At 46.4% G+C, this 20,509-nt stretch carries 19 protein-coding genes; 6 read left to right on the top strand and 13 right to left on the bottom strand.

Annotated elements, in window-relative coordinates; genetic code table 11:
- Positions 1–116 precede the first annotated feature (116 nt).
- Positions 117–494: a hypothetical protein gene (locus ICN48_RS08690; RefSeq protein WP_216153304.1), complete on the top strand. Its 378-nt coding sequence runs from the start codon at positions 117–119 to the stop codon at positions 492–494.
- A 15-nt stretch (positions 495–509) separates the two neighbouring features.
- On the opposite strand, the gene ICN48_RS08685 is transcribed toward ICN48_RS08690, so the two are convergent.
- From ICN48_RS08685 to ICN48_RS08670, 4 genes are all read right to left on the bottom strand, one after another.
- Entirely contained in the window at positions 510–1,301 is a 792-nt protein-coding gene (locus ICN48_RS08685) for a hypothetical protein (RefSeq protein WP_216153303.1), read from the bottom strand.
- A 102-nt stretch (positions 1,302–1,403) separates the two neighbouring features.
- A complete protein-coding gene (locus tag ICN48_RS08680; RefSeq protein ID WP_216153302.1) occupies positions 1,404–2,771 on the bottom strand; it encodes an NAD(P)(+) transhydrogenase (Re/Si-specific) subunit beta in 1,368 nt (455 codons plus the stop codon).
- A 33-nt stretch (positions 2,772–2,804) separates the two neighbouring features.
- Positions 2,805–3,143, bottom strand: coding sequence for a proton-translocating transhydrogenase family protein (locus ICN48_RS08675; protein WP_216153301.1), 339 nt, complete (start codon positions 3,141–3,143; stop codon positions 2,805–2,807).
- A gap of 24 nt (positions 3,144–3,167) precedes the next feature.
- On the bottom strand, positions 3,168–4,298 hold the full coding sequence (locus ICN48_RS08670) for a Re/Si-specific NAD(P)(+) transhydrogenase subunit alpha (protein WP_216153300.1): 1,131 nt from the start codon (positions 4,296–4,298) through the stop codon (positions 3,168–3,170).
- A gap of 179 nt (positions 4,299–4,477) precedes the next feature.
- Between ICN48_RS08670 and mnmA the strand changes: the two genes are divergently transcribed.
- Positions 4,478–5,590, top strand: a complete 1,113-nt coding sequence (mnmA, locus tag ICN48_RS08665; RefSeq protein ID WP_216153299.1) for a tRNA 2-thiouridine(34) synthase MnmA — start codon at positions 4,478–4,480, stop codon at positions 5,588–5,590.
- Between the two features lie 74 nt (positions 5,591–5,664).
- Here the strand turns inward: mnmA and ICN48_RS08660 are convergent, their stop codons facing one another.
- Positions 5,665–6,279, bottom strand: coding sequence for a glutathione S-transferase N-terminal domain-containing protein (locus tag ICN48_RS08660; protein WP_216153298.1), 615 nt, complete (start codon positions 6,277–6,279; stop codon positions 5,665–5,667).
- A gap of 95 nt (positions 6,280–6,374) precedes the next feature.
- Between ICN48_RS08660 and purB the strand changes: the two genes are divergently transcribed.
- Together purB and ICN48_RS08650 are read left to right on the top strand one after the other, a co-directional pair.
- Positions 6,375–7,754, top strand: a complete 1,380-nt coding sequence (gene purB / locus ICN48_RS08655; RefSeq protein WP_216153297.1) for an adenylosuccinate lyase — start codon at positions 6,375–6,377, stop codon at positions 7,752–7,754.
- Positions 7,751–9,094, top strand: coding sequence for a 3-deoxy-D-manno-octulosonic acid transferase (locus ICN48_RS08650; RefSeq protein ID WP_216153296.1), 1,344 nt, complete (start codon positions 7,751–7,753; stop codon positions 9,092–9,094). Before purB ends, ICN48_RS08650 begins: the two co-directional genes overlap by 4 nt.
- A gap of 29 nt (positions 9,095–9,123) precedes the next feature.
- Here ICN48_RS08650 and secF read toward each other — a convergent pair whose 3' ends face one another.
- The 5 genes from secF to queA form a co-directional block, all read right to left on the bottom strand.
- Positions 9,124–10,098: a protein translocase subunit SecF gene (gene secF, locus ICN48_RS08645; RefSeq protein ID WP_216153295.1), complete on the bottom strand. Its 975-nt coding sequence runs from the start codon at positions 10,096–10,098 to the stop codon at positions 9,124–9,126.
- A 3-nt stretch (positions 10,099–10,101) separates the two neighbouring features.
- Positions 10,102–11,961, bottom strand: coding sequence for a protein translocase subunit SecD (gene secD / locus ICN48_RS08640; RefSeq protein ID WP_216153294.1), 1,860 nt, complete (start codon positions 11,959–11,961; stop codon positions 10,102–10,104).
- Positions 11,962–11,986: 25 nt separating this feature from the next.
- Entirely contained in the window at positions 11,987–12,313 is a 327-nt protein-coding gene (gene yajC / locus ICN48_RS08635; protein ID WP_216153293.1) for a preprotein translocase subunit YajC, read from the bottom strand.
- 134 nt (positions 12,314–12,447) lie between these two features.
- Positions 12,448–13,605: a tRNA guanosine(34) transglycosylase Tgt gene (tgt, locus tag ICN48_RS08630; RefSeq protein ID WP_216153292.1), complete on the bottom strand. Its 1,158-nt coding sequence runs from the start codon at positions 13,603–13,605 to the stop codon at positions 12,448–12,450.
- Positions 13,602–14,648: a tRNA preQ1(34) S-adenosylmethionine ribosyltransferase-isomerase QueA gene (gene queA / locus ICN48_RS08625; protein ID WP_216153291.1), complete on the bottom strand. Its 1,047-nt coding sequence runs from the start codon at positions 14,646–14,648 to the stop codon at positions 13,602–13,604. The genes tgt and queA overlap by 4 nt, the downstream gene beginning before the upstream one ends.
- A gap of 30 nt (positions 14,649–14,678) precedes the next feature.
- Here queA and recG point away from each other — a divergent pair, with 30 nt between their 5' ends.
- Entirely contained in the window at positions 14,679–16,766 is a 2,088-nt protein-coding gene (gene recG, locus ICN48_RS08620) for an ATP-dependent DNA helicase RecG (RefSeq protein WP_216153290.1), read from the top strand.
- A 10-nt stretch (positions 16,767–16,776) separates the two neighbouring features.
- Positions 16,777–17,640, top strand: coding sequence for a 4-hydroxybenzoate octaprenyltransferase (gene ubiA, locus ICN48_RS08615; RefSeq protein WP_216153289.1), 864 nt, complete (start codon positions 16,777–16,779; stop codon positions 17,638–17,640).
- On the opposite strand, the gene proC is transcribed toward ubiA, so the two are convergent.
- The 3 genes from proC to glcF are packed head-to-tail and all read right to left on the bottom strand — an operon-like array spanning position 17,637 to position 20,502.
- A complete protein-coding gene (gene proC / locus ICN48_RS08610; protein WP_216153288.1) occupies positions 17,637–18,506 on the bottom strand; it encodes a pyrroline-5-carboxylate reductase in 870 nt (289 codons plus the stop codon). The genes ubiA and proC overlap by 4 nt on opposite strands.
- Complete coding sequence (locus ICN48_RS08605) at positions 18,503–19,228, bottom strand: YggS family pyridoxal phosphate-dependent enzyme (protein ID WP_216153287.1); 726 nt, start codon at positions 19,226–19,228, stop codon at positions 18,503–18,505. The genes proC and ICN48_RS08605 overlap by 4 nt, the downstream gene beginning before the upstream one ends.
- On the bottom strand, positions 19,225–20,502 hold the full coding sequence (gene glcF, locus ICN48_RS08600; protein ID WP_216153286.1) for a glycolate oxidase subunit GlcF: 1,278 nt from the start codon (positions 20,500–20,502) through the stop codon (positions 19,225–19,227). Before glcF ends, ICN48_RS08605 begins: the two co-directional genes overlap by 4 nt.
- Positions 20,503–20,509: the final 7 nt, after the last annotated feature.

Raw genomic sequence — 20,509 nt, 5'->3', positions numbered from 1 at the left:
TTGCCAGCGTTCCCACATTAAAGCCTTCTGGGTGGCCGTGTAATAGATTCGGGGCCGTTGTTTCATGAGCAACACTCCTTTTGCTTACGCAGTTTGTAGTGTGTTGCATCGATCAGTTGAATTCAAGACCTTTTGGCGGCATTGAGATGAATTTACGTGCGACGATTCAGTTGGGTTTACTAAAGCAATTTATGGGCAGCAAGCAATACACCCCAAATGAAATTACTCGTACTACCAATTTCATTTATAGAGTAGGTAGCGCCGTGTATGAACTCACCTCTCCTGGAGGTGATGTTTATGTAATGCAGTCATATTCACAAATTGTGAATCCCGCGCTCAGTATGAAAGATCTCCCGGTATTGGGTGAGCAGCTGAAATTACCTGCTGGCTGGACTTACCGAAGCCGTGTACTCGATCAAGATCTTTCTTTGGTAGCCAATGGTATTGCCTATGTACTGCAAGACAATTTATCCAATAGCTATCAAAGACGTTAGATCTTCATCGGCAGATTATTGAAATAGTTTTTGTGTTCGCAATAAGTCTGCGTTGAAAGATTCGTATGGGAATAGTTGATTTGGAAACTCTAGGGCAAAGATCACATAAAGCGCGAATCCTATCAATCCTAGGTAAAGGGCAGTTAAAAACCAATCCTCTTCATTCTTAACTGCCATGGCATAGCCGCTTAAAAGCGCACCAATCGATAGTAGGGCAAATAAGAAGCGGTCAAGAATCGGGGGAGGGTGATGTCTAGCATTTAACATGCCATCACGTAAAACTTCCATGAGCCGATCAGTTTGAGGTCTTAAGATTTTCTCCGCTAATTCTCTATTACTAATTGGTGCGCGAGGAATGCTCAACATCATTAATTCATTAAATTCATTTAACTTGTTGCCTAGGCGGGCTATATTTGCATTCAGGTCGGCGAATGTATTGACCTCTTGATATAACTCAAGACGGTCTTCAAGAATTTCTTTAAGCGACTTTCGTACTTCAATTTGATCTTTTGGAGAGAGGTACTTGCTAGATTGGTAGATTTGGGTAATGGCATCAGCTTGAGCATGCATGAGGCTGACGCGTTTATCAAAATGATCATTTGCACCTGAGAATGTAAAACCGAGAACCAGTGCCGATAATCCAAAGATAGCGGTTGCCAAAGAATCTCGAACAATTACCTGATTTGAGGTACGTAGGCGGTATTTTCCGAAGAGCCAACCCATTAATAAGAATGTCAGGATAGAGACAAAAAATATTAAAGGTGCGTATTTAACAAAATTGAGATGATTCCCAATGAAATTTGGCATGGCAAGCTCTTGTAAGGTGGTATCGCTTTATTAAGGAGTTTGTTTAGTGTAATAAAAAACCGCCCGAAGGCGGTTAATTATTTGATGATCTGGGGACTGAGCTTATTCAACAGCCTTGACCATCTCTTCAACTACCTTCTTCGCATCACCGAAGACCATCATGGTTTTATCCATGTAGAAGAGTTCGTTATCTAGGCCTGCATAACCAGCTGCCATAGAGCGCTTGTTCACAATAATGGTTTTAGCTTTAAATGCTTCCAAGATTGGCATACCAAAGATTGGGCTACCAGGAGTGCGAGCTGCAGGATTCACCACGTCGTTAGCGCCAAGTACTAACACTACGTCAGCTTGACCAAAGTCGCTATTGATATCTTCCATCTCAAATACTTGATCGTATGGAACTTCAGCTTCAGCCAATAGTACGTTCATGTGACCAGGCATACGGCCTGCCACTGGATGAATCGCGTATTTCACGGTCACGCCATGATGAGTCAATTTTTCAGTTAATTCTTTCAATGCGTGTTGAGCGCGAGCCACTGCTAAGCCATAACCTGGAACAATGATCACAGTGTCAGCATTTTCCATCAGGAAAGCTGCATCTTCGGGTGATCCTGTTTTGTAGTTCTTGGGGCCACCATCATCGCCACCGCCGGCAGCTGCTTCAGCGCCAAAGCCGCCAAGCAATACCGCTAGGATGGAGCGGTTCATCGCCTTACACATGATGTAAGACAGGATCGCACCTGATGAGCCAACGCAAGCACCCGCAATAATCAACACTGGGTTGTTTAAGGTGAAACCAATACCAGCTGCGGCCCAACCAGAATAACTATTGAGCATTGATACAACCACTGGCATATCAGCACCACCGATAGGAATGATTAAGGTCACGCCCAATACCAAAGCAATGGCGCACATTGCCAAGAAGGCTGCGTGGCTATCACCCATGTAATAAGCAATACCAGCGCCAACCATTGAGACAGCCAAAATCAAATTCAGCAAATGTTGACCAGCGAAGGTAACTGGCTTACCGCTAACCTTGCCAGATAACTTACCAAATGCAATCACGGATGCAGTAAAGGTGATAGCGCCAATAAACGCGCCAATGAAGAGTTCGATCTTCTGGGCACCAGTATGGTCATGTGCAGGATTAAAGACCGCAGCAATTGCAATTAATACAGCTGACAAGCCCACAAAGGAGTGCATCAAAGCAACCAATTCAGGCATCTTGGTCATTTGCACGCGTTTAGCAGCGATCGTTCCAATGATGGCACCACCTACGATTGCGACACCAATCAAAGAGATGACTGGCTTGAAATCAGGAATGAAGAAGGTGGTAATGACTGCTAACAACATACCAATCATGCCGAAAGTATTACCTTGGCGTGAAGTAGTTGGTGAAGATAAGCCACGCAGAGCGAGGATGAACAACACCGATGAAATGAGATAAGAAATAGCGGTTATGTTTGACATAGTTTTGGTCTCTATATTGGTCTTATTCTAGGTTTATTTGGATCCAGCCGCATCAGCTTTAGGAGCTTTTTTCTTGAACATTTCAAGCATGCGACGGGTGACCATAAAGCCACCAAAAATATTGATAGATGCGAGGAATACCGCTACTGCACCAATGATGCTGGTGAGCGTGATTTCATCGCCACCGATGACTTCAGTTTGCAACAACGCGCCAACGATGATGATGCCGGAGATGGCGTTGGTCACCGCCATTAAAGGCGTATGTAATGCTGGAGTAACGTTCCAAACTACGTGATAGCCAACAAAAATGGCCAACACAAACACGGTAATGTTTTGAACGGTGAGGATGCTTTGAAAGGCAGCGAGATCCATAGTATTTCCTTAGTATTTGTACTATTAGTTTTTGCGAATGGCTTGGCCATCACGACACATTAAGCAAGCGGTAACGATGTCATCATTACTTGGGATAACTAACTTTGCTTCTTTATCCACAATAAGCTTCATGAAATCGAGCAAGTTACGTGAGTAGAGTGCAGAAGCATCTGCTGCAACCATGCTGGCTAAATTAGTGTAACCAACAATCTTCACGCCATTTACATCGACCACTTTATCTGCTTGCGTTAACGGGCAGTTGCCTGAACCGTTATCACCCTTGCCTGCAGCCAAGTCAATCACGATCGAGCCAGGCTTCATATTGGCAACAGTGTCACTATGTAAAAGCACGGGCGGCTTACGTCCTGGAATCAATGCGGTAGTAATGACGATATCGGCTTGTTGGGCGCGCTCTGCAACCAAGGCAGCTTGGCGCTTCATCCATGCTTCAGGCATTGGACGGGCATAGCCACCAACACCTTTTGCTATCTCACGCTCTTCATCAGTTTCATAGGGAACATCAACAAATTTGGCACCCAATGATTCGATTTGTTCTTTGGCTGCTGGACGTACATCAGATGCTTCAATCACGGCACCAAGACGCTTTGCAGTAGCAATTGCTTGCAAGCCTGCAACACCAGCACCCAAGATCAATATGCGAGCAGCTTTCACGGTACCTGCAGCAGTCATCAACATTGGCATGAAGCGTTGATATTCATTTGCTGCAACCAATACTGCTTTGTACCCAGCAATATTTGCTTGGGAAGATAAAACGTCCATGCTTTGCGCGCGTGTTGTGCGTGGCGCGGCTTCTAAAGAGAATGCAGTAACACCTTGCGCAGCCATAGCTGCAATCATGTCGTTATCAAATGGATCAAGCATGCCCAGAAGCACAGCACCAGATTTAATCTGTTTTAGTTCAGCTGCCTCGGGCGCGCGTACTTTAAGAACAATCTCCGCACCAAATGCATCTGCAGCGCTACCAATAGTTGCGCCTACAGCTTCGTACATAGAGTCAGGTTGACTGGCTTTTACCCCAGCATCTTTTTGAATAACGACGGTATGACCTTGACCAATTAATTTTTTAACGGTTTCTGGTGTGGCGGCTACTCGGGTTTCCCCAGGCCTTGTTTCCAGTGGCACTCCTATGCGCATGGCATGTCTCCAAAAGCAAAATTTATAAGAAGTCTATTTTATAGATAAATAGGGTAGGTTTTACCTACTTATTGGGCCCCCAGGTCTGCCGGCTATGGTTTTGCCTAAAATCATGCGAAGCCTGGTTGAGGCTTCTACAATGGGGTTTATCTGTCTATAAGTATTTTCGCATTTTTTTGATGATCCAACCTAATTCTTCCTCAATCCCGTCTTCCAGGCCCAAAAAGGTCGTTATTGGCATGTCTGGAGGGGTAGATTCGTCGGTTGCTGCCTGGATGCTTAAGGAGCAAGGCTTTGAAGTAATTGGCCTTTTTATGAAAAATTGGGAGGATGACGATAGCGACGAGTACTGTTCAGCCCGCCAGGACTGGCTAGATGTGGTTTCAGTGGCCGATATGATCGGAATTGACGTCGAGGCGGTAAATTTTGCTGCCGAGTACCGTGAGCGTGTATTTGCCGATTTCTTGCGCGAATACGCTGCAGGACGAACACCCAATCCAGATGTTCTATGTAATGCCGAAATTAAGTTCAAAGCATTCCTAGATCACGCCATGAGTTTAGGTGCAGATGCTATTGCAACAGGGCACTATGCACGTGTACGCCACGATGGCGGCAGAGTGCAGTTGTTGAAAGCTGTTGATGCCAGTAAAGACCAAAGTTATTTCTTGCATCGCTTAACGCAGCAACAATTGGCAAACGTGATGTTCCCGCTTGGAGAAATTCCAAAAACGGAAGTCAGAAAAATTGCAGAGCAAATCGGCTTGCACAACGCTAAAAAGAAAGACTCCACCGGCATTTGTTTTATTGGCGAACGTCCTTTTAGAGAATTCTTAAATCGCTATTTGCCTCGTGTGCCTGGCCCTATTAAAACGCCAGAAGGTAAGACGGTTGGAGAGCATATGGGCTTAGCCTTCTTTACTTTAGGTCAGCGTAAAGGTATTGGTTTGGGCGGTAGTCAAGACGGCAATGGCGATGCTTGGTATGTGGCCCGTAAGGACGTTCCTAACAACACTCTATATGTAGCGCAAGGCCACGAACACCCATGGCTATTGGCTAACCAGCTATCTGCGATGGATGCTAGTTGGGTATCTGGTGTGGCGCCAACGCCTGGAAACTATTCGGCTAAGACGCGCTATCGTCAGGCAGACTCTGCTTGTACATTGAGTGCTGGTGATCAAGCGCTGAGTTTTGACTTGAGTTTTCCAGAGGCGCAGTGGGCTGTTACTCCAGGGCAATCTGCCGTCTTGTATGACGGGGATATTTGTTTGGGTGGTGGAATCATTTCTGCATAATTTTCAACGTCAAATAGCGGATACAAAAATGCCAATCAGTATTGATTGGCATTTTCTATTAAGTAGTGGGTTAATTAGGCAGCAGGTAGTTCAGTTTCAATAAAAGAAGGTCGCTGTAATAATTTTTGATACAGACGATCTAAATTTGGATATTGGGTTTGCCATTTCACTTCTGGAAAGCGAAATAATAAGTATCCGATTGCGCAACCTACTGCGATATCTGCCAAGGTGATTTGATTGCCGTGACACCAAGCATTTCCACCTAGTTGTTCAGACATTTGACGTAGGGCATCATTAATCTTGCCCATTTGGCGGTCATACCAAGTTTGGCTTTGCTGCTCTGCTGGGCGCAAGGTCCGCTCTAAACGAGCCAAAATGCCAGCATCCATCACTCCGTCTGCTAGCGCTTCCCAGGTTTTTACGGCAGCGCGTTCGCGGTTATCGGCCGGAATAAGCTTGCTTACTGGGCTTAGGCCATCAGCATATTCGGCGATCACGCGGGAGTCATAGATAGCCTCCCCGTCGTCTGCAATGAGGCAAGGAACCTTACCTAAGGGGTTGTTTAGGGCTATTTTGGTGTCTGCAGCCCAGACATTTTCTAATTCGAGGTCAACGTCGACCTTTTTCTCATTAAAAACAATGCGTACTTTACGTACGTAGGGGCTGGTAAGGGATCCGATAAGTTTCATGAGCATAAGTATAGCCATCCTATTAGGGCTTTGCTGTACGCCGGAACGCATTAAAATCATCTTTTATTGACATATTCAATGTAAAGGCAATATTCGTGAGTCAGCCGCTTTCAACCCTTAATGCCCTTTCACCCCTAGATGGCCGTTATGCCGGAAAACTGGATGCCTTGCGTCCATGGCTTTCCGAAGCTGCTTTTATGCGTCAGCGTGTTTTTGTGGAAATTCATTGGCTTCTGGCTTTGGCTGCTGCTGGCCTTCCTGATGTACCAAAAATAAATGCCGCTGACGAAGCTTTTCTACTAGCACTGCCAGAAAATTTTTCTGATGCGGATGCCCAGCGTATTAAAGATATTGAAGCAGTAACTAATCATGACGTAAAAGCAGTTGAGTACTTCTTAAAAGAAAAAGTAGCAGGTCGCCCAGATTTATTAAAAGCGAGTGAGTTCATCCACTTTGCCTGTACATCCGAAGATATCAATAACACCTCACATGGTTTGATGTTGCGTGGCGCCCGCGATGAAGTGCTCTTACCTCAACTTCGTAAAGTGCTCTCTGTTCTAACTGACTTGGCACTCGAGCACGCTAAGGTACCTTTGCTTTCTCGTACGCATGGACAGCCAGCCTCACCAAGCACCTTGGGTAAGGAGGTTGCGAATATTGCTAAGCGTTTAGAGCGTGCAATCGAATCTATCGCTGCAGCTCCCTTGCTTGGTAAGATGAATGGCGCAGTAGGTAACTACAACGCTCACATATCAGCCTATCCTGATTTTGATTGGGAAAATTTTTCTAAGAATGTAGTTGAGAAGCGACTGGGTCTCACCTTCAATCCATACACCATTCAAATTGAGCCGCACGATGGTATGGCTCAGCTCTTTGATGCAATTGCACGTGCCAATACGATTCTCTTGGATATGGATCGTGACTTCTGGGCTTACATTTCGGTTGGGTATTTCAAGCAGCGTACGAAAGCGGGTGAGATTGGTTCATCCACGATGCCGCATAAAGTAAACCCAATTGACTTTGAAAACTCCGAAGGAAACTTGGGCGTTGCTAATGCATTACTGCGTCACCTTGCTGAAAAGTTGCCAATCTCTCGTTGGCAACGTGACCTCACCGATTCCACCGTATTGCGCAATCTTGGACCCGCATTTGGTCATAGCGTATTGGCTTATGACAGTGCTTTGCGTGGTCTTGGGAAATTAGAGGTTAATCTTTCTGCGATCGCTGCTGATTTAGATGCTTGTTGGGAAGTTTTGGCTGAGCCTGTGCAAACTGTGATGCGTCGCTACGGCATCGAAAATCCCTACGAGCAGTTAAAAGAATTGACCCGTGGCAAGGGTATTAACCAGGCGGATCTTCAAGCCTTTATTCGTGGCTTAAAAATTCCGGAAGATGCTAAGGCACGTTTGCTGGAAATGACCCCATCTTCATACTTAGGCAAGGCGGTCGAGTTGACCGAACGTCTCAAAAAGTGAGTTTGACTACCAATTCAGAATACGGGGCACGTCCCCGGATCTGGTTTGCTGCTTACCAACTGCTATGGCATTTCTTATTGCCATTAGCATTCATACGCTTGGCTTGGCGAGCCCGTCACGCCTTCTCATATTTGCATCACATTCCTGAGCGCTTGGGTTTTGGTTATAACAAACCCATTACTCAAGGATCTATTTGGGTTCATGCAGTTTCGGTTGGTGAAACTCGCGCATCTCAACCTTTGATTGAAGCTTATTTAGCTAGGGGCGAATCCATTCTTCTCACGCATATGACTTTGAATGGGCGCCGTACTGGGAAGCAGTTATTTTCAAAAGAGATTGCTTCTGGGCAAATGCGACAGGTCTATTTGCCGTATGACATTTGTTGGGCTGTGGAGCATTTCTTGAAGACCTTTAAACCAAAGCTGGGCCTCTTCATGGAAACTGAAGCTTGGCCAACGGTAGTTTTTCGCTGTAAAGAGATTGGTTTGCCCTTGTTCTTGGTCAATGCGCGTTTATCTGAACGAAGTGCTCGTCGCGTCAATCGGTTTGGCAAAGCAGGACGTGCTTTATTTCAGGCTTTTGCGGGCATCTTGGCACAAACCGAATTCGATGCGCAGCGTTACCGCAGCTTAGGTGTTGAAAATGTTGTCATTACGGGTAATCTGAAGTTTGACGTTCCGCCCGATCCTCAATTACTGGCTAAGGGCAAAGAATGGCAGAAGGAATTACATGCTGGGAATCGCATGATGGTATGCGCTGCCAGTACGCGCGATGGGGAAGAGGCGATCATTCTGAAGGCCTGGAAGGATTTGCTTTTAAGCAATGCATTTGCGATCCCTCCTTTGCTTTGTTTAGTGCCACGTCATCCCGAGCGATTCACTGAGGTGGCAGATCAGATTAATGGTGCTGGGTTAAGATTTCGCCGACGTAGTGAATGGGCTGGTATTCCAAGTGAGTGTGTTGGATTAGATGTTGTACTTGGCGATTCTATGGGTGAGATGCCGTTGTATTACAGCGCTTCAGACTTGGTGCTCATGGGCGGTAGCCTGTTGCCATTTGGGGGTCAAAATCTGATTGAGGCGTGCGCAGCTGGCTGCCCTGTTTTGTTGGGCGAGCATACCTATAACTTTCAGCAGGCAGCTTTAGATGCGCTTGATAGTGGTGCAGCAAAACGTATCAAGGGCGAACTGCTCTTAACTGAACCGATTGCCTTGACGGAAGCTTTGAAGGTATTGCTATTAAATACTGCCGAGTTGGCAAAGATGAGTGTAGCTGCGAAGTCTTATTCAGCCCAACATCAAGGAGCAACTAAGAAAATCTTAGCTGCCCTTGATCGTTAAAACTTTTCTCTAAACTAAAGATAACTTAGTTAAACGCGTGCCCCGAAGTTAGGGTCGTCGTTACGGGCATTGTCATCAGGCTTTTTATCACCTTTGACTAAGTCTTCGCGTGTAACACCAAGCCACATGGCCAAAGCTGCTGCAACGAAAACAGAAGAGTAAATACCAAACAAAATACCAATGGTTAGCGCTAAAGCGAAATAGAAGAGCGTTGGGCCACCAAAGATCAGCATCGCCAGAACCATCATCTCGGTACTGCCGTGCGTGATTACAGTACGGCTGATAGTGCTAGTGATTGCGTTATCAATAATTTCACGGGTATTCATCTTGCGGTATTTGCGGAAGTTTTCGCGAATACGGTCAAAGATCACCACGGATTCATTCACTGAGTAGCCTAGAACTGCCAAAACTGCTGCCAATACGGAGAGGGAGAATTCCCATTGGAAGAATGCGAAGAAACCCAGAATGATCACAATGTCATGCAAGTTTGCGATGATGCCCGCAACCGCAAACTTCCACTCAAAGCGGAAGGAGAGGTAGACCACGATGCCGATGATGACAAATAGCAAAGCCATTAATCCATCCATTGCTAGCTCACGCCCAACCTGTGGGCCAACAAATTCGACGCGCTGGAGCTTTACACCACTCGCCGCTGGATCGAGAACCTGCATCACTGCCATGCTTTGATCGGCCGAGGAAATGAGTTTGCCTTCAGCATCCTTTTGCAAAGGCAAGCGAATCATCACATCGCGTGAACTACCAAAGTTTTGAATCTGAGTATCCGCATAGCCAAGCTTTTCAACCTTGGAGCGAATAGCGTCCAATGGGGCAGTCTGTGGATAGCTCACCTCCATGACCGTACCACCTGTAAATTCGATGGAGAGGTGCAGGCCGTTATGCCAAAGGAAAAAGGCTGCGGCTAAAAAAGTAATTAAAGAAACTGCATTTAGCACCAATGCATGGCGCATAAAGGGGATATCTTTTTTGATCCGGAAAAATTCCATGGCTTATTTCTCCTGTGGACGCCAAACTTGGCCGATAGCGAGTTTTTGAATCTTCTTATGTCTGCCGTACCAGAGGTTAACAAGGCCACGCGAGAAGAAAACAGCCGAGAACATTGAAGTCAGAATACCTAAGCAGTGAACCACCGCGAAACCTTTGATCGGGCCTGAGCCAAACGCTAGTAATGCGAGACCGGCAATCAAAGTTGTTACGTTAGAGTCCAAAATGGTTGCCCATGCTTTATCGAAGCCAACAGCAATTGCCGTTTGTGGTGCCGCGCCATTGCGCAACTCTTCACGAATACGTTCGTTAATTAACACGTTGGAGTCAATCGCCATACCCAGAGCTAGGGCCATAGCCGCAATACCAGGCAGGGTGAGCGTTGCTTGCAACATCGATAGTACAGAGATGAGTAAGAGCAAGTTCACTGCCAAAGCAACGACTGAGAAGGTGCCAAACAGCAAGTAGTAGGCCATCATGAAAATCGCGATTGCGGTAAAGCCTATCAAGAGAGACTTGAAGCCTTTTTCAATGTTTTCTGCACCGAGACTAGGTCCGATAGTGCGCTCCTCAATGATTTCCATTGGTGCTGCTAAGGAGCCTGCACGCAAGAGAAGGGCTAAGTCATTAGCGCTCTCGGTAGTCGGCTGACCGGTGATCTGGAACTTAGAGCCAAATTCGCTTTGAATAGTGGCAATGGTGAGGACTTCACCTTTGCCTTTTTCAAACAAGATCATACCCATTGGCTTGCCTATATTTTCACGGGTCACCTCTTGCATGACTCGACCACCAGCAGCATCTAAGGAGATGTTTACAGCAGGGCGTTGGTTTTGATCAAAGCCGGCACTTGCGTCAGTAATGCGATCACCACTGAAGATCACAGACTTTTTAAACACACCTAAACGATTTTCCCCAAAGCGGAATGTGTCCATACCTGGAGGAGGAGTTTCGCCTAGGCCAATGGTGGAGACCAATGGATCAGCTAAGCGAGACTCAAGTGTTGCCGTGCGACCAATAATATCTTTGGCACGGGCAGTATCTTGTACACCAGGCAATTGCACCACAATGCGCTCAGCACCTTGTTGTTGAATCACTGGCTCTTTAACTGCCAATTCATTTACACGCTTATTAAGGGTAATGATGTTTTGCTTAACGGCGTTATCTTGAATGGCTTTTAAGGCTGATGGCTTAAATTCACCTATCAATTTAGGCAGGGAGCCGTTTGATTTTATGAGCCAAATTAGTTCAGGTTGAGCTGTTGTTAGCAATGAGCGTGCTTGTTCAGCATCATCTGCATTGCCAAAGTTAATAGAAATAAAGTCAGCGCCACGCTCAATACCTTGATGACGAATACTCTTATCACGAAGTTGACTACGAATATCCGTTGCTAAGGAAGTGACTTTCTTCTGAACCGCACCCTTCATATCGACTTGCAAGAGGAAGTAGACACCGCCACGTAAGTCAAGACCCAAGGGCATTGGCAATGCGTTGATTGCACTTAGCCAGCTCGGCGTATTGGACAGTAGATTTAAAGCAACTGTGTAATTAGGATCGTTTTGATCAATATTTAACTTTTGCTGCAATAGATCGCGTGCGCGCAGCTGAATATCTGTGTTGTTAAAACGAACTTTGATGGAGCCTACCTTACCAGCGTTCTCATAGAAGATGCCAGTGTTATTGATGCTTGCTTCTGTCAAAATCTTTTCTACACGAGCCTGTGTTGCCAAATCAACCTTGATGGTTGGTTTGGCAGACGAGACTTGAACCGCTGGAGCCTCACCATAGAAATTGGGTAATGAATATAGTCCGCCGATCAGTAATGCAACGGCGATAACTAGATATTTCCAGAGAGGGTAACGATTCATATAGAGATACTTTTAAACAAACTAATTAAGCAGACTTCAGTGTGCCTTTTGGCAATACTGTAGTGATGGCACCTTTTTGCATCTGCACTTCAGTACCAGCAGAAATTTCAACGGTAACCACTTGATCTTTTAAGGCCGTTACTTTGCCCATGATGCCGCCAACAGTAACTACTTCATCGCCAACGCCTAATGACTCAAGCATGGCTTTAGTTTCTTTTTGACGCTTCATTTGTGGGCGAATCATGATGAAATACAAGACTGCAAACATCAAGACCAAAGGAAGGAAGCTCATCAAGCCACCAGAATCTGCGCCCGCTGCAGGAGCTTGGGCAAATACGTTACTAATCCACATACAAAACCTCCATTAATTACCAATTAAAAACCGCTGAATTTTTCGACCTGCAAACCTCAGGTCGTAACCCGCAATTCTAAACTGTGTGGGGCTTTGGGGGTGATTTGCTGGGGGTTTTGCCCCCTGCGGGGGTATTAGTCCTGTCCGGGCTCAACGCCACGTTGGCGATTACTATGAAATTCCTCCCGATAAGCGCTAAATCGGTCCTTGCTAAGGGCTTCTCGTACTTCTGTCATCAGCTGGAGGTAGTAGGACAGGTTATGGATGGTATTGAGTTGCGAACCCAGGATCTCATTTGCCTTTTGGAGGTGATTTAGATAGGATCTGGTGAAGTTTTGGCAGGTATAGCAGGCGCAGGTAGGATCTACAGGGCGATCATCGTCCTTGTACCCCGAATTACGTAGCTTCAGATCGCCAAACCGCGTAAAGAGCCAGCCATTACGGGCATTGCGAGTAGGCATAACGCAGTCAAACATATCAATACCTAGGCTAACGCCTAAAATCAGGTCTTCTGGAGTGCCAACGCCCATCAAATAATGCGGCATATGTTCTGGTAGTTTTGGCGCGGTGAAATGTAGAATGCGCTCAAACTCTGGTTTTGGTTCGCCAACTGAGAGGCCGCCAATGGCAATACCATCAAAACCCTGCTGACTTACAGCATCTAAAGAAAATTCACGGAGATTCTCGAACATACCGCCTTGAACGATGCCAAAGAGTCCGTTGCCAGTATTCAGTTCACGAAAACGTTTGAGGGAGCGATCACCCCACCGCAAAGACATCTCCAATGAGGCGCGAGCTGTTTTTTCAGAGGTAGGTTGACCTTTGATTTCGTATGGAGTGCATTCATCAAATTGCATCGCAATATCGCTATTGAGCACCGCCTGAATTTCCATCGATACTTCTGGTGACATAAATAATTTATCGCCATTAATCGGTGAAGCAAAAGTCACACCTTCTTCGGATATCTTACGTAGTGCTCCTAGGCTAAATACCTGAAAGCCACCTGAGTCAGTAAGAATGGGTTTGTCCCAACTCATGAAGCGATGGAGGCCACCATGTTTTTTAATGACGTCCAATCCTGGTCGTAGCCAAAGATGAAACGTATTGCCTAATATAATTTGCGCCTTCGCTTCATTGAGGTCGCGGGGTGTCATGGCTTTCACAGTGCCATAGGTTCCCACCGGCATGAAGATCGGAGTTTGCACGCTGCCGTGTGGAAGATCAAGCTGACCAAGTCGGGCAGGGCTTTGCGAGTCGCGCGCCAGGATATTGAAGTGAACAGGTTTGGTCATGGCTTTGTATTCTCGAGTCGACAAAGAAACATCGCATCTCCATAACTGAAGAAACGATACTTCTGATGAATGGCGTGTTGATAAGCGGCGCGAATGTTATCCATTCCTGCAAAAGCGCTTACCAACATTAATAAAGTGGATTTTGGCAGATGAAAGTTTGTTAACAAACAATCTACCGTTTTAAATTGATAGCCTGGAGTAATAAAGAGATTAGTCTCGCCGCTACTTTGCCCGCTGGCTGACTGGCTCTCTAGGGCGCGCAGACTGGTGGTGCCTACCGCAATGACTCTGCCACCATTTTTCTTAGTAACTGCTATTGCTTCCAAAGTTTCACTGGGAATGGAGAACCACTCATAGTGCATCTTATGTTTTGTGAGATCTTCTTCACGTACTGGAGTAAATGTTCCAGCTCCGACATGCAGGGTGACTGTTGCTTGATTGACGCCTAACTCTTTTAGCTTTTGCAAAATGGCTTCATCAAAATGCAAGCCTGCTGTGGGGGCAGCGACTGCACCTGGATTTTTGGCGACTACTGTTTGATATCGCTGTGCATCTTCACCATCGGGTTGATGCTCGATATAGGGGGGAAGAGGTAGTTCACCAAAGCGCTCAAGCAATGAAAAGACATTGTCAGGGAAGCGAACCTCGTAAAAACGGCCATCATAGCCAATCATTTCTACCGGAAATGTTTCGCCAGCCTGATTGTGGATATGAACAAGAGCTCCAGTTTTAGGTACCTTAGAGGCTCTAATTTGTACCCAAGCCTGTTTTTCACCGCTAATGCGTTCAATGAGCAGCTCTACGTTCCCGCCAGTCTCCTTTTTGCCGTGTAAGCGCGCGGGAATGACCTTGGTGTCATTAAAGACAAGTAAGTCGCCAGGCTGAACAATGCTCAGAATGTCCTTAAACTGTCGATCTACCAAATGGACGTGATTTGGCCCATCAGCCTTGACCTCTAAGAGGCGGCTATCGGTTCTATTCGCCAAGGGATGTTGGGCGATTAGTTCGGCAGGAAGTTCGTAATTGAAGTCAGAAAGTTGCATAGCATTACCATCAGGTATTAGATTTTAACGATGACTACTAAACAAGCGCCAAGCACACTCCAAAAGATGGGTTTAGACAGCCCTATGGCCCTTGCTTTGCACTTGCCATCCCGTTATGAGGATGAGACTGAGTTGCTTACCATCGAGGAAGCGATTGCCCAGTGTAGATTTAACTCAGCCCAGACCCAGGGGGTAGTCATCCGCAATCAGGTCTTGTTTCGGCCGAGAAGACAGATGCTAGTCACTATTGAGGATGAGACTGAAACCTTAAATCTACGCTTTCTCAATTTCTATCCAAGCCAGCAAAAGCAGATGGCGGTTGGAACCCATATTCGGGTGCGCGGTGAAGTGCGCGAGGGTTTCCAAGGCTCAGAAATGGTGCATCCCACTGTGCGAGCCCTAGCTCCAGAGGCACCTTTGCCGGCTAGTTTGACCCCTGTGTACCCGGCAAGCGTTGGTGTATCGCAAACTGTTATTCGTAAAGCGGTGACACAAGCCTTGCGTGACCCAAGTCTGCAAGATAGTTTGGCGGAGTTCTTGCCTAAAAAATTGATGGCGGAATTATTGCCTAGCAATGACTGGCCAAATTTACAAGCAGCGATTACCTACTTACATCAACCACCTGCAGATGCTAATACTGAGTCATTGCTAGAGCGAACTCATCCTGCGTGGCGTCGGGTTCAATTTGAAGAGCTCCTTGCGCAGCAGATCTCCTTAAAGAGAGCGCATGCGATTCGTCGAGAGCGACATACGCCAAGCTTTAAAAAAATACAGGATGAGAGTAAAGACAAGAATAAAAAGCAAAGTTTTGAAGAGGGTTTACTGAAGGTTTTACCCTTTAAATTAACAAACGCACAAGAACGTGTTTGGTCAGAAATTAGTCACGACCTCTCGAATTCTTTTCCGATGAATCGCCTCCTGCAAGGCGATGTGGGTAGTGGCAAGACTGTAGTAGCGGCCTTAGCTGCGGCGCGGGTAATGGATCATGGCTATCAAGCCGCCATCATGGCCCCCACTGAGATATTGGCCGAGCAGCACTATCTCAAAATGAAAGAATGGTTTGAGCCCCTAGGCGTCCAGATCGCCTGGCTATCGGGCAGCTTGAAAGCTAAAGAAAAAAGACTGGCGCAAGAGGTAATTGAGAATGGTAAAGCCCAACTGATTATTGGTACGCATGCCCTCATTCAAGAGAAGGTGAGTTTTGCTAAGTTAGGCTTAGCAGTAATTGATGAGCAACATCGCTTTGGCGTGAGGCAGCGTTTAGAAATTCAGCAACGCGTTGGCTCAGAATTATTTTACTGTCATCAGTTGATGATGTCTGCCACACCTATTCCTCGCACGCTAGCGATGACTTATTACGCTGATTTAGATGTTTCCGTAATTGACGAATTGCCTCCCGGAAGAAAGCCAATTGCCACTAAAGTTGTTAAAGCCAGTCGCCGTGATGAAGTCATTGGCGGTTTACAAAGTTGGCTATCGAAAGGATTACAAGCATACTGGGTTTGTCCTCTCATTGAAGAGTCGGAAGTGCTGCAATTACAAACCGCAGTTGAGAGTTTTGAGCAACTCACGCAGGCTCTACCTGACTTTAAGGTTGGCTTAGTGCATGGCAGACTAAAGGCAGAAGAAAAAGCTGCAGTCATGGCTGCATTTAAGGCAAATGAAATTCAGCTCTTAGTAGCAACGACGGTGATAGAGGTTGGGGTAGACGTCCCTAATGCAGCGCTCATGGTCATTGAGCACGCCGAGCGTTTTGGTTATGCCCAGATTCATCAGCTGCGCGGGCGCGTGGGCAGGGGTTCTGCGGATTCCGTTTGCATTCTGATGTATGCCGAGCCGCTTTCAATGGCTGCTAAGGAGCGTTTGCAAACCTTGCGTGAAACATCAGATGGATTTGTGATTGCTGAAAGGGACTTATCACTGCGTGGGCCTGGCGAATTGCTGGGTGCGAAACAATCGGGTGATGCCATGTTGCGCTTTGTTGATTTACAACGCGACGCTTGGTTAATCGAGTTAGCCCAGCAGGCAGCCGAACGGTTACTTTCTGAGCATGCAGATTTGGTAGAGCGACATTTAGAGCGTTGGCTCGGATCTCGTGCGGAATTTCTAAAGGCTTGATAATTACCCCATGAATTTAAGAGAGCGGTTCATTTCTTACGCCCATCTCATTAGGTTGGATAAGCCTATCGGTACGCTATTGCTACTGTGGCCTACGCTTTGGGCTCTCTGGTTGGCAAGTAGCGGAGTGCCAGATTTAACCATTTTGCTGATCTTTACTATTGGTACTTTTTTGATGCGTAGTGCAGGTTGTGCAATCAATGACTATGCCGATCGCGACTTTGATCGCCATGTCAAAAGAACACAAGGTCGTCCAGTTACTAGCGGCAAAATTTCGGGTAAAGAGGCGGTAGCTGTTGCTGGCGTATTAGCCTTTCTTGCCTTCTTGCTTATTCAACCCTTGAATGTATTTACAAAGCAACTATCAGTACTGGCTTTGCTAGTTGCCTTTATCTATCCCTTTACTAAACGCTTCTTTGTTATGCCCCAAGCCATCCTGGGGATTGCCTTTGGTTTTGGTATCCCTATGGCATATGCAGCTATTTTGGATTTCATTCCCCTAGAGGCTTGGATTTTGTTTGTTGGAAATATCTTTTGGGCGATTGCCTATGACACTGCTTATGCCATGGTTGATCGCGATGATGACTTGCGCTTAGGCTTGAGAACCTCTGCCATTACGTTTGGTCAGTACGATGTCATTGCAATTGCCATGAGCTATGGAGTGCTATTTATTAGTCAATTGTGGGTGGCGCAATTAGCCAGCTTAAGTAATTATTTTTTGTTGGGTTGGTTTGCAGCATTAGCTTGCGCCATCTATCACCTAACGCTGGTGTCTACCCGTAATAGAGAGAGTTGCTTTAAGGCATTCCGCCATAACAACTGGCTAGGCGGATTTTTATTTCTAGGGATTGTGCTGGGATTAAGTCTTAATTAGCTCTGACCTAGTTCGTCACCCATGGCTTTGCCACGTTGACTTGCCGCATCAATCGCTTTTTCTAATATCTCGTGCCAGCCCTTCTGCTTCATTACATCCAAAGCTGCTGCAGTAGTGCCGCCCTTGGAGGTTACTCTCTCACGCAATACGCCCGCATGCTCGTCGGAGTTATGGGCTAGCTGTGTAGCGCCCTCGAGAGTGGCGTAAGCTAGCTTACGCGCGGTCTCGGTATCAAGACCGAGTTTTTCACCAGCAGATTGCATTGCCTCAAGAAATGCAAAGACATAGGCAGGGCCACTGCCAGAAACAGCCGTCACTGCATCCATCAAGCTTTCTTCTTTTACCCAAACAGCTTGACCAACGGCATTACAAATGGTTTCAGCCAGAGTGCGGTCAGATTGATCCACGGCAGCATCCGCATATAAACCAGTAATACCTTTACCAATTAAAGCAGGGGTATTTGGCATAGCGCGCACGCAACGCGCGTGATTTAACCAGCGGCTCATATCTTTTAAGCGAATACCGGCTGCAATACTAAGAATTAGGGGACCAGGTGCGTTGGCATGCTTTAGCTTTGCAGCCAATCCTTTGGCAACCACATTGAAATCTTGAGGCTTGATTGCCATAACAAGCACATTATTTTTAGAGAAATCAAAAGTAATTTGCTCTAATGCACTAATGCCTTGAACACCAAAATCTTCATGTAACTTTAGGGCAGTTGCAGCATTCGCCTCTACAACAGAGATTTGATTGGACGCAAATCCGCTTGCAAGGAGGCCGCTAATGAGCGCGCGTCCCATATTTCCGCCGCCAATAAATGTAATGTGGGCGTTGCTATTATTTTGTGAAGTTTTGTTTGTGCTCATTTGCTAATCTTATCGCGCTTCCCAAAAATGGCCGAACCTACGCGAACTATCGTGCTACCTTCAGCAATAGCGGCCTCTAGATCATCTGACATTCCCATGGATAGGGTGTCAAAGAATTGGTATCCCAGTTCAACGGCATGGGCGGTTTGGATCTTCTGAAAGCAATCTCGTACGGCTGCAAAAGCCTGACGCTGCGCAATTGGGTCAGAGCTCGATTCTGGAATAGCCATGAGGCCCCTGAGAACCAAGTTTGGTAAGGTGGTGATGGCATTGCAAAGTTCTTCGACTTCTGCAACAGAAACACCACTTTTACTGTCTTCCTCGCTCACATTGACTTGTACACAAACCATCAATGGCGGTAAATCTGGAAATTCACCTCTTTGGATAGATAGACGTTCTGCAATTTTGAGGCGATCCACGCTATGGACCCAGTCAAAGTGCTGCGCTACTTCCCTAGTTTTATTGCTTTGCAAGGGACCAATAAAATGCCAAGTTAACCAAGGGCGTAATTTGGCAAGCTTCTCAATTTTTTCAACGGCCTCTTGAACATAGTTCTCACCAAAGGCGGATTGACCAGCATGCATCGCTTCCTCAACCGCCGTAGCTGGAAACGTTTTACTAACCGCAAGTAGTTCAATTTCCTCGGGCTCTCGCTTTGCTGCCAAGGCAGCAAGTTCAATCCGTGCCCTGACTTGCATCAGATTTACAACAATGGAATTCATGAGGCCTTAGAAGATTTGCTAAGTAACTGATCTACGATTTCTATCCAATGGACTACTGGTGTGTCATCTTGTTGCAGATGGGTAATACAGCCAATATTTCCAGAAACAATCACATCCGCCCCAGATTCTTCGCACGCAGCATTGAGGTGGGTTAACTTATTTTTTCGCAGTTTCTCAGATAGTTCTGGCTGAGTCACTGAATAAGTGCCGGCAGAGCCACAGCAAAGGTGGCTATCTGCGCATAAACGCACACCAATGCCAATACTAGAAAGCAGCCCCTCAACCTTACCGCGAATTTGCTGACCATGTTGTAGGGTGCAGGGCGGGTGATACACCACGCCAGGCTTTGTATCCGTACCTATGAGTTGCACCAGCTCATTTTGTAAGGAAGGTAGTATTTCAGAAATATCTTTTGTTAACTCAGAAATCTTCTTCGCCTTAGCTGCATAGACTGGATCATTTGTAAAAAGGTGGCCATAGTCTTTGACCATTACGCCACAACCAGATGCTGTCATCACAATAGCTTCTACGCCACTTTCCACTAATGGCCACCACGCATCAATATTTTGCTTAGCATTGTCCAAGCCACCAGGTTGATCGTTAAGGTGATAGCGAAGCGCGCCACAGCAAGTGGCATTGGGCGCGCCAATCATTTGAATCTTTAAGGCATTGAGCACGCGCGCTGTAGCTGAATTAATGTTTGGAAGCATGCCAGGTTGAACACAACCTTCAAGCAAGATCATTTTGCGCTGATGTGCTGTAGACGGCCTTGCATAGGCATCGGTAGAACTGACCAATGCTTTATTAACGGCTAAGGGAATCTTGCGCTTAATGCCGCTAGGCATTAAAGGGCGTACTAGCCGACCTAAAGCCATCGCTGAATTAAATAGGGCGGGTTTGGTTAAACCTTCTTTTAGGGCCCAGCGCGTTAGGCGCTGACCGATTGGACGCTCAGGCGTATTTTCTTCTGCCCACTTACGACCAATATCTACCAAGTTGCCATATTGCACGCCGCTCGGACAGGTGCTTTCGCAATTGCGACAGGTTAAGCAACGGTCTAAATGTAAGCGAGTCTTTTCAGTGGGGGCTTGACCTTCTGCCATTTGTTTAATCAGATAGATTCGTCCGCGAGGACCATCTAATTCATCACCAAGAAGCTGATAGGTAGGGCAAGTAGCAGTACAAAAACCACAGTGAACACATTTGCCCAGAATATGAGCGGCCTCAATACCTTCCGGCGTGTTGGCAAATTGGGGGGCGAGTTGAGTTTGCATATAAAGA

It is taken from the genome of Polynucleobacter sp. JS-Safj-400b-B2, from assembly GCF_018881975.1.
In the GTDB taxonomy this organism is placed as follows: Bacteria; Pseudomonadota; Gammaproteobacteria; order Burkholderiales; family Burkholderiaceae; genus Polynucleobacter.
The sequence above is the reverse complement of the archived record's forward strand: the minus strand, read 5'-3'. Positions and strand labels throughout refer to the sequence as shown.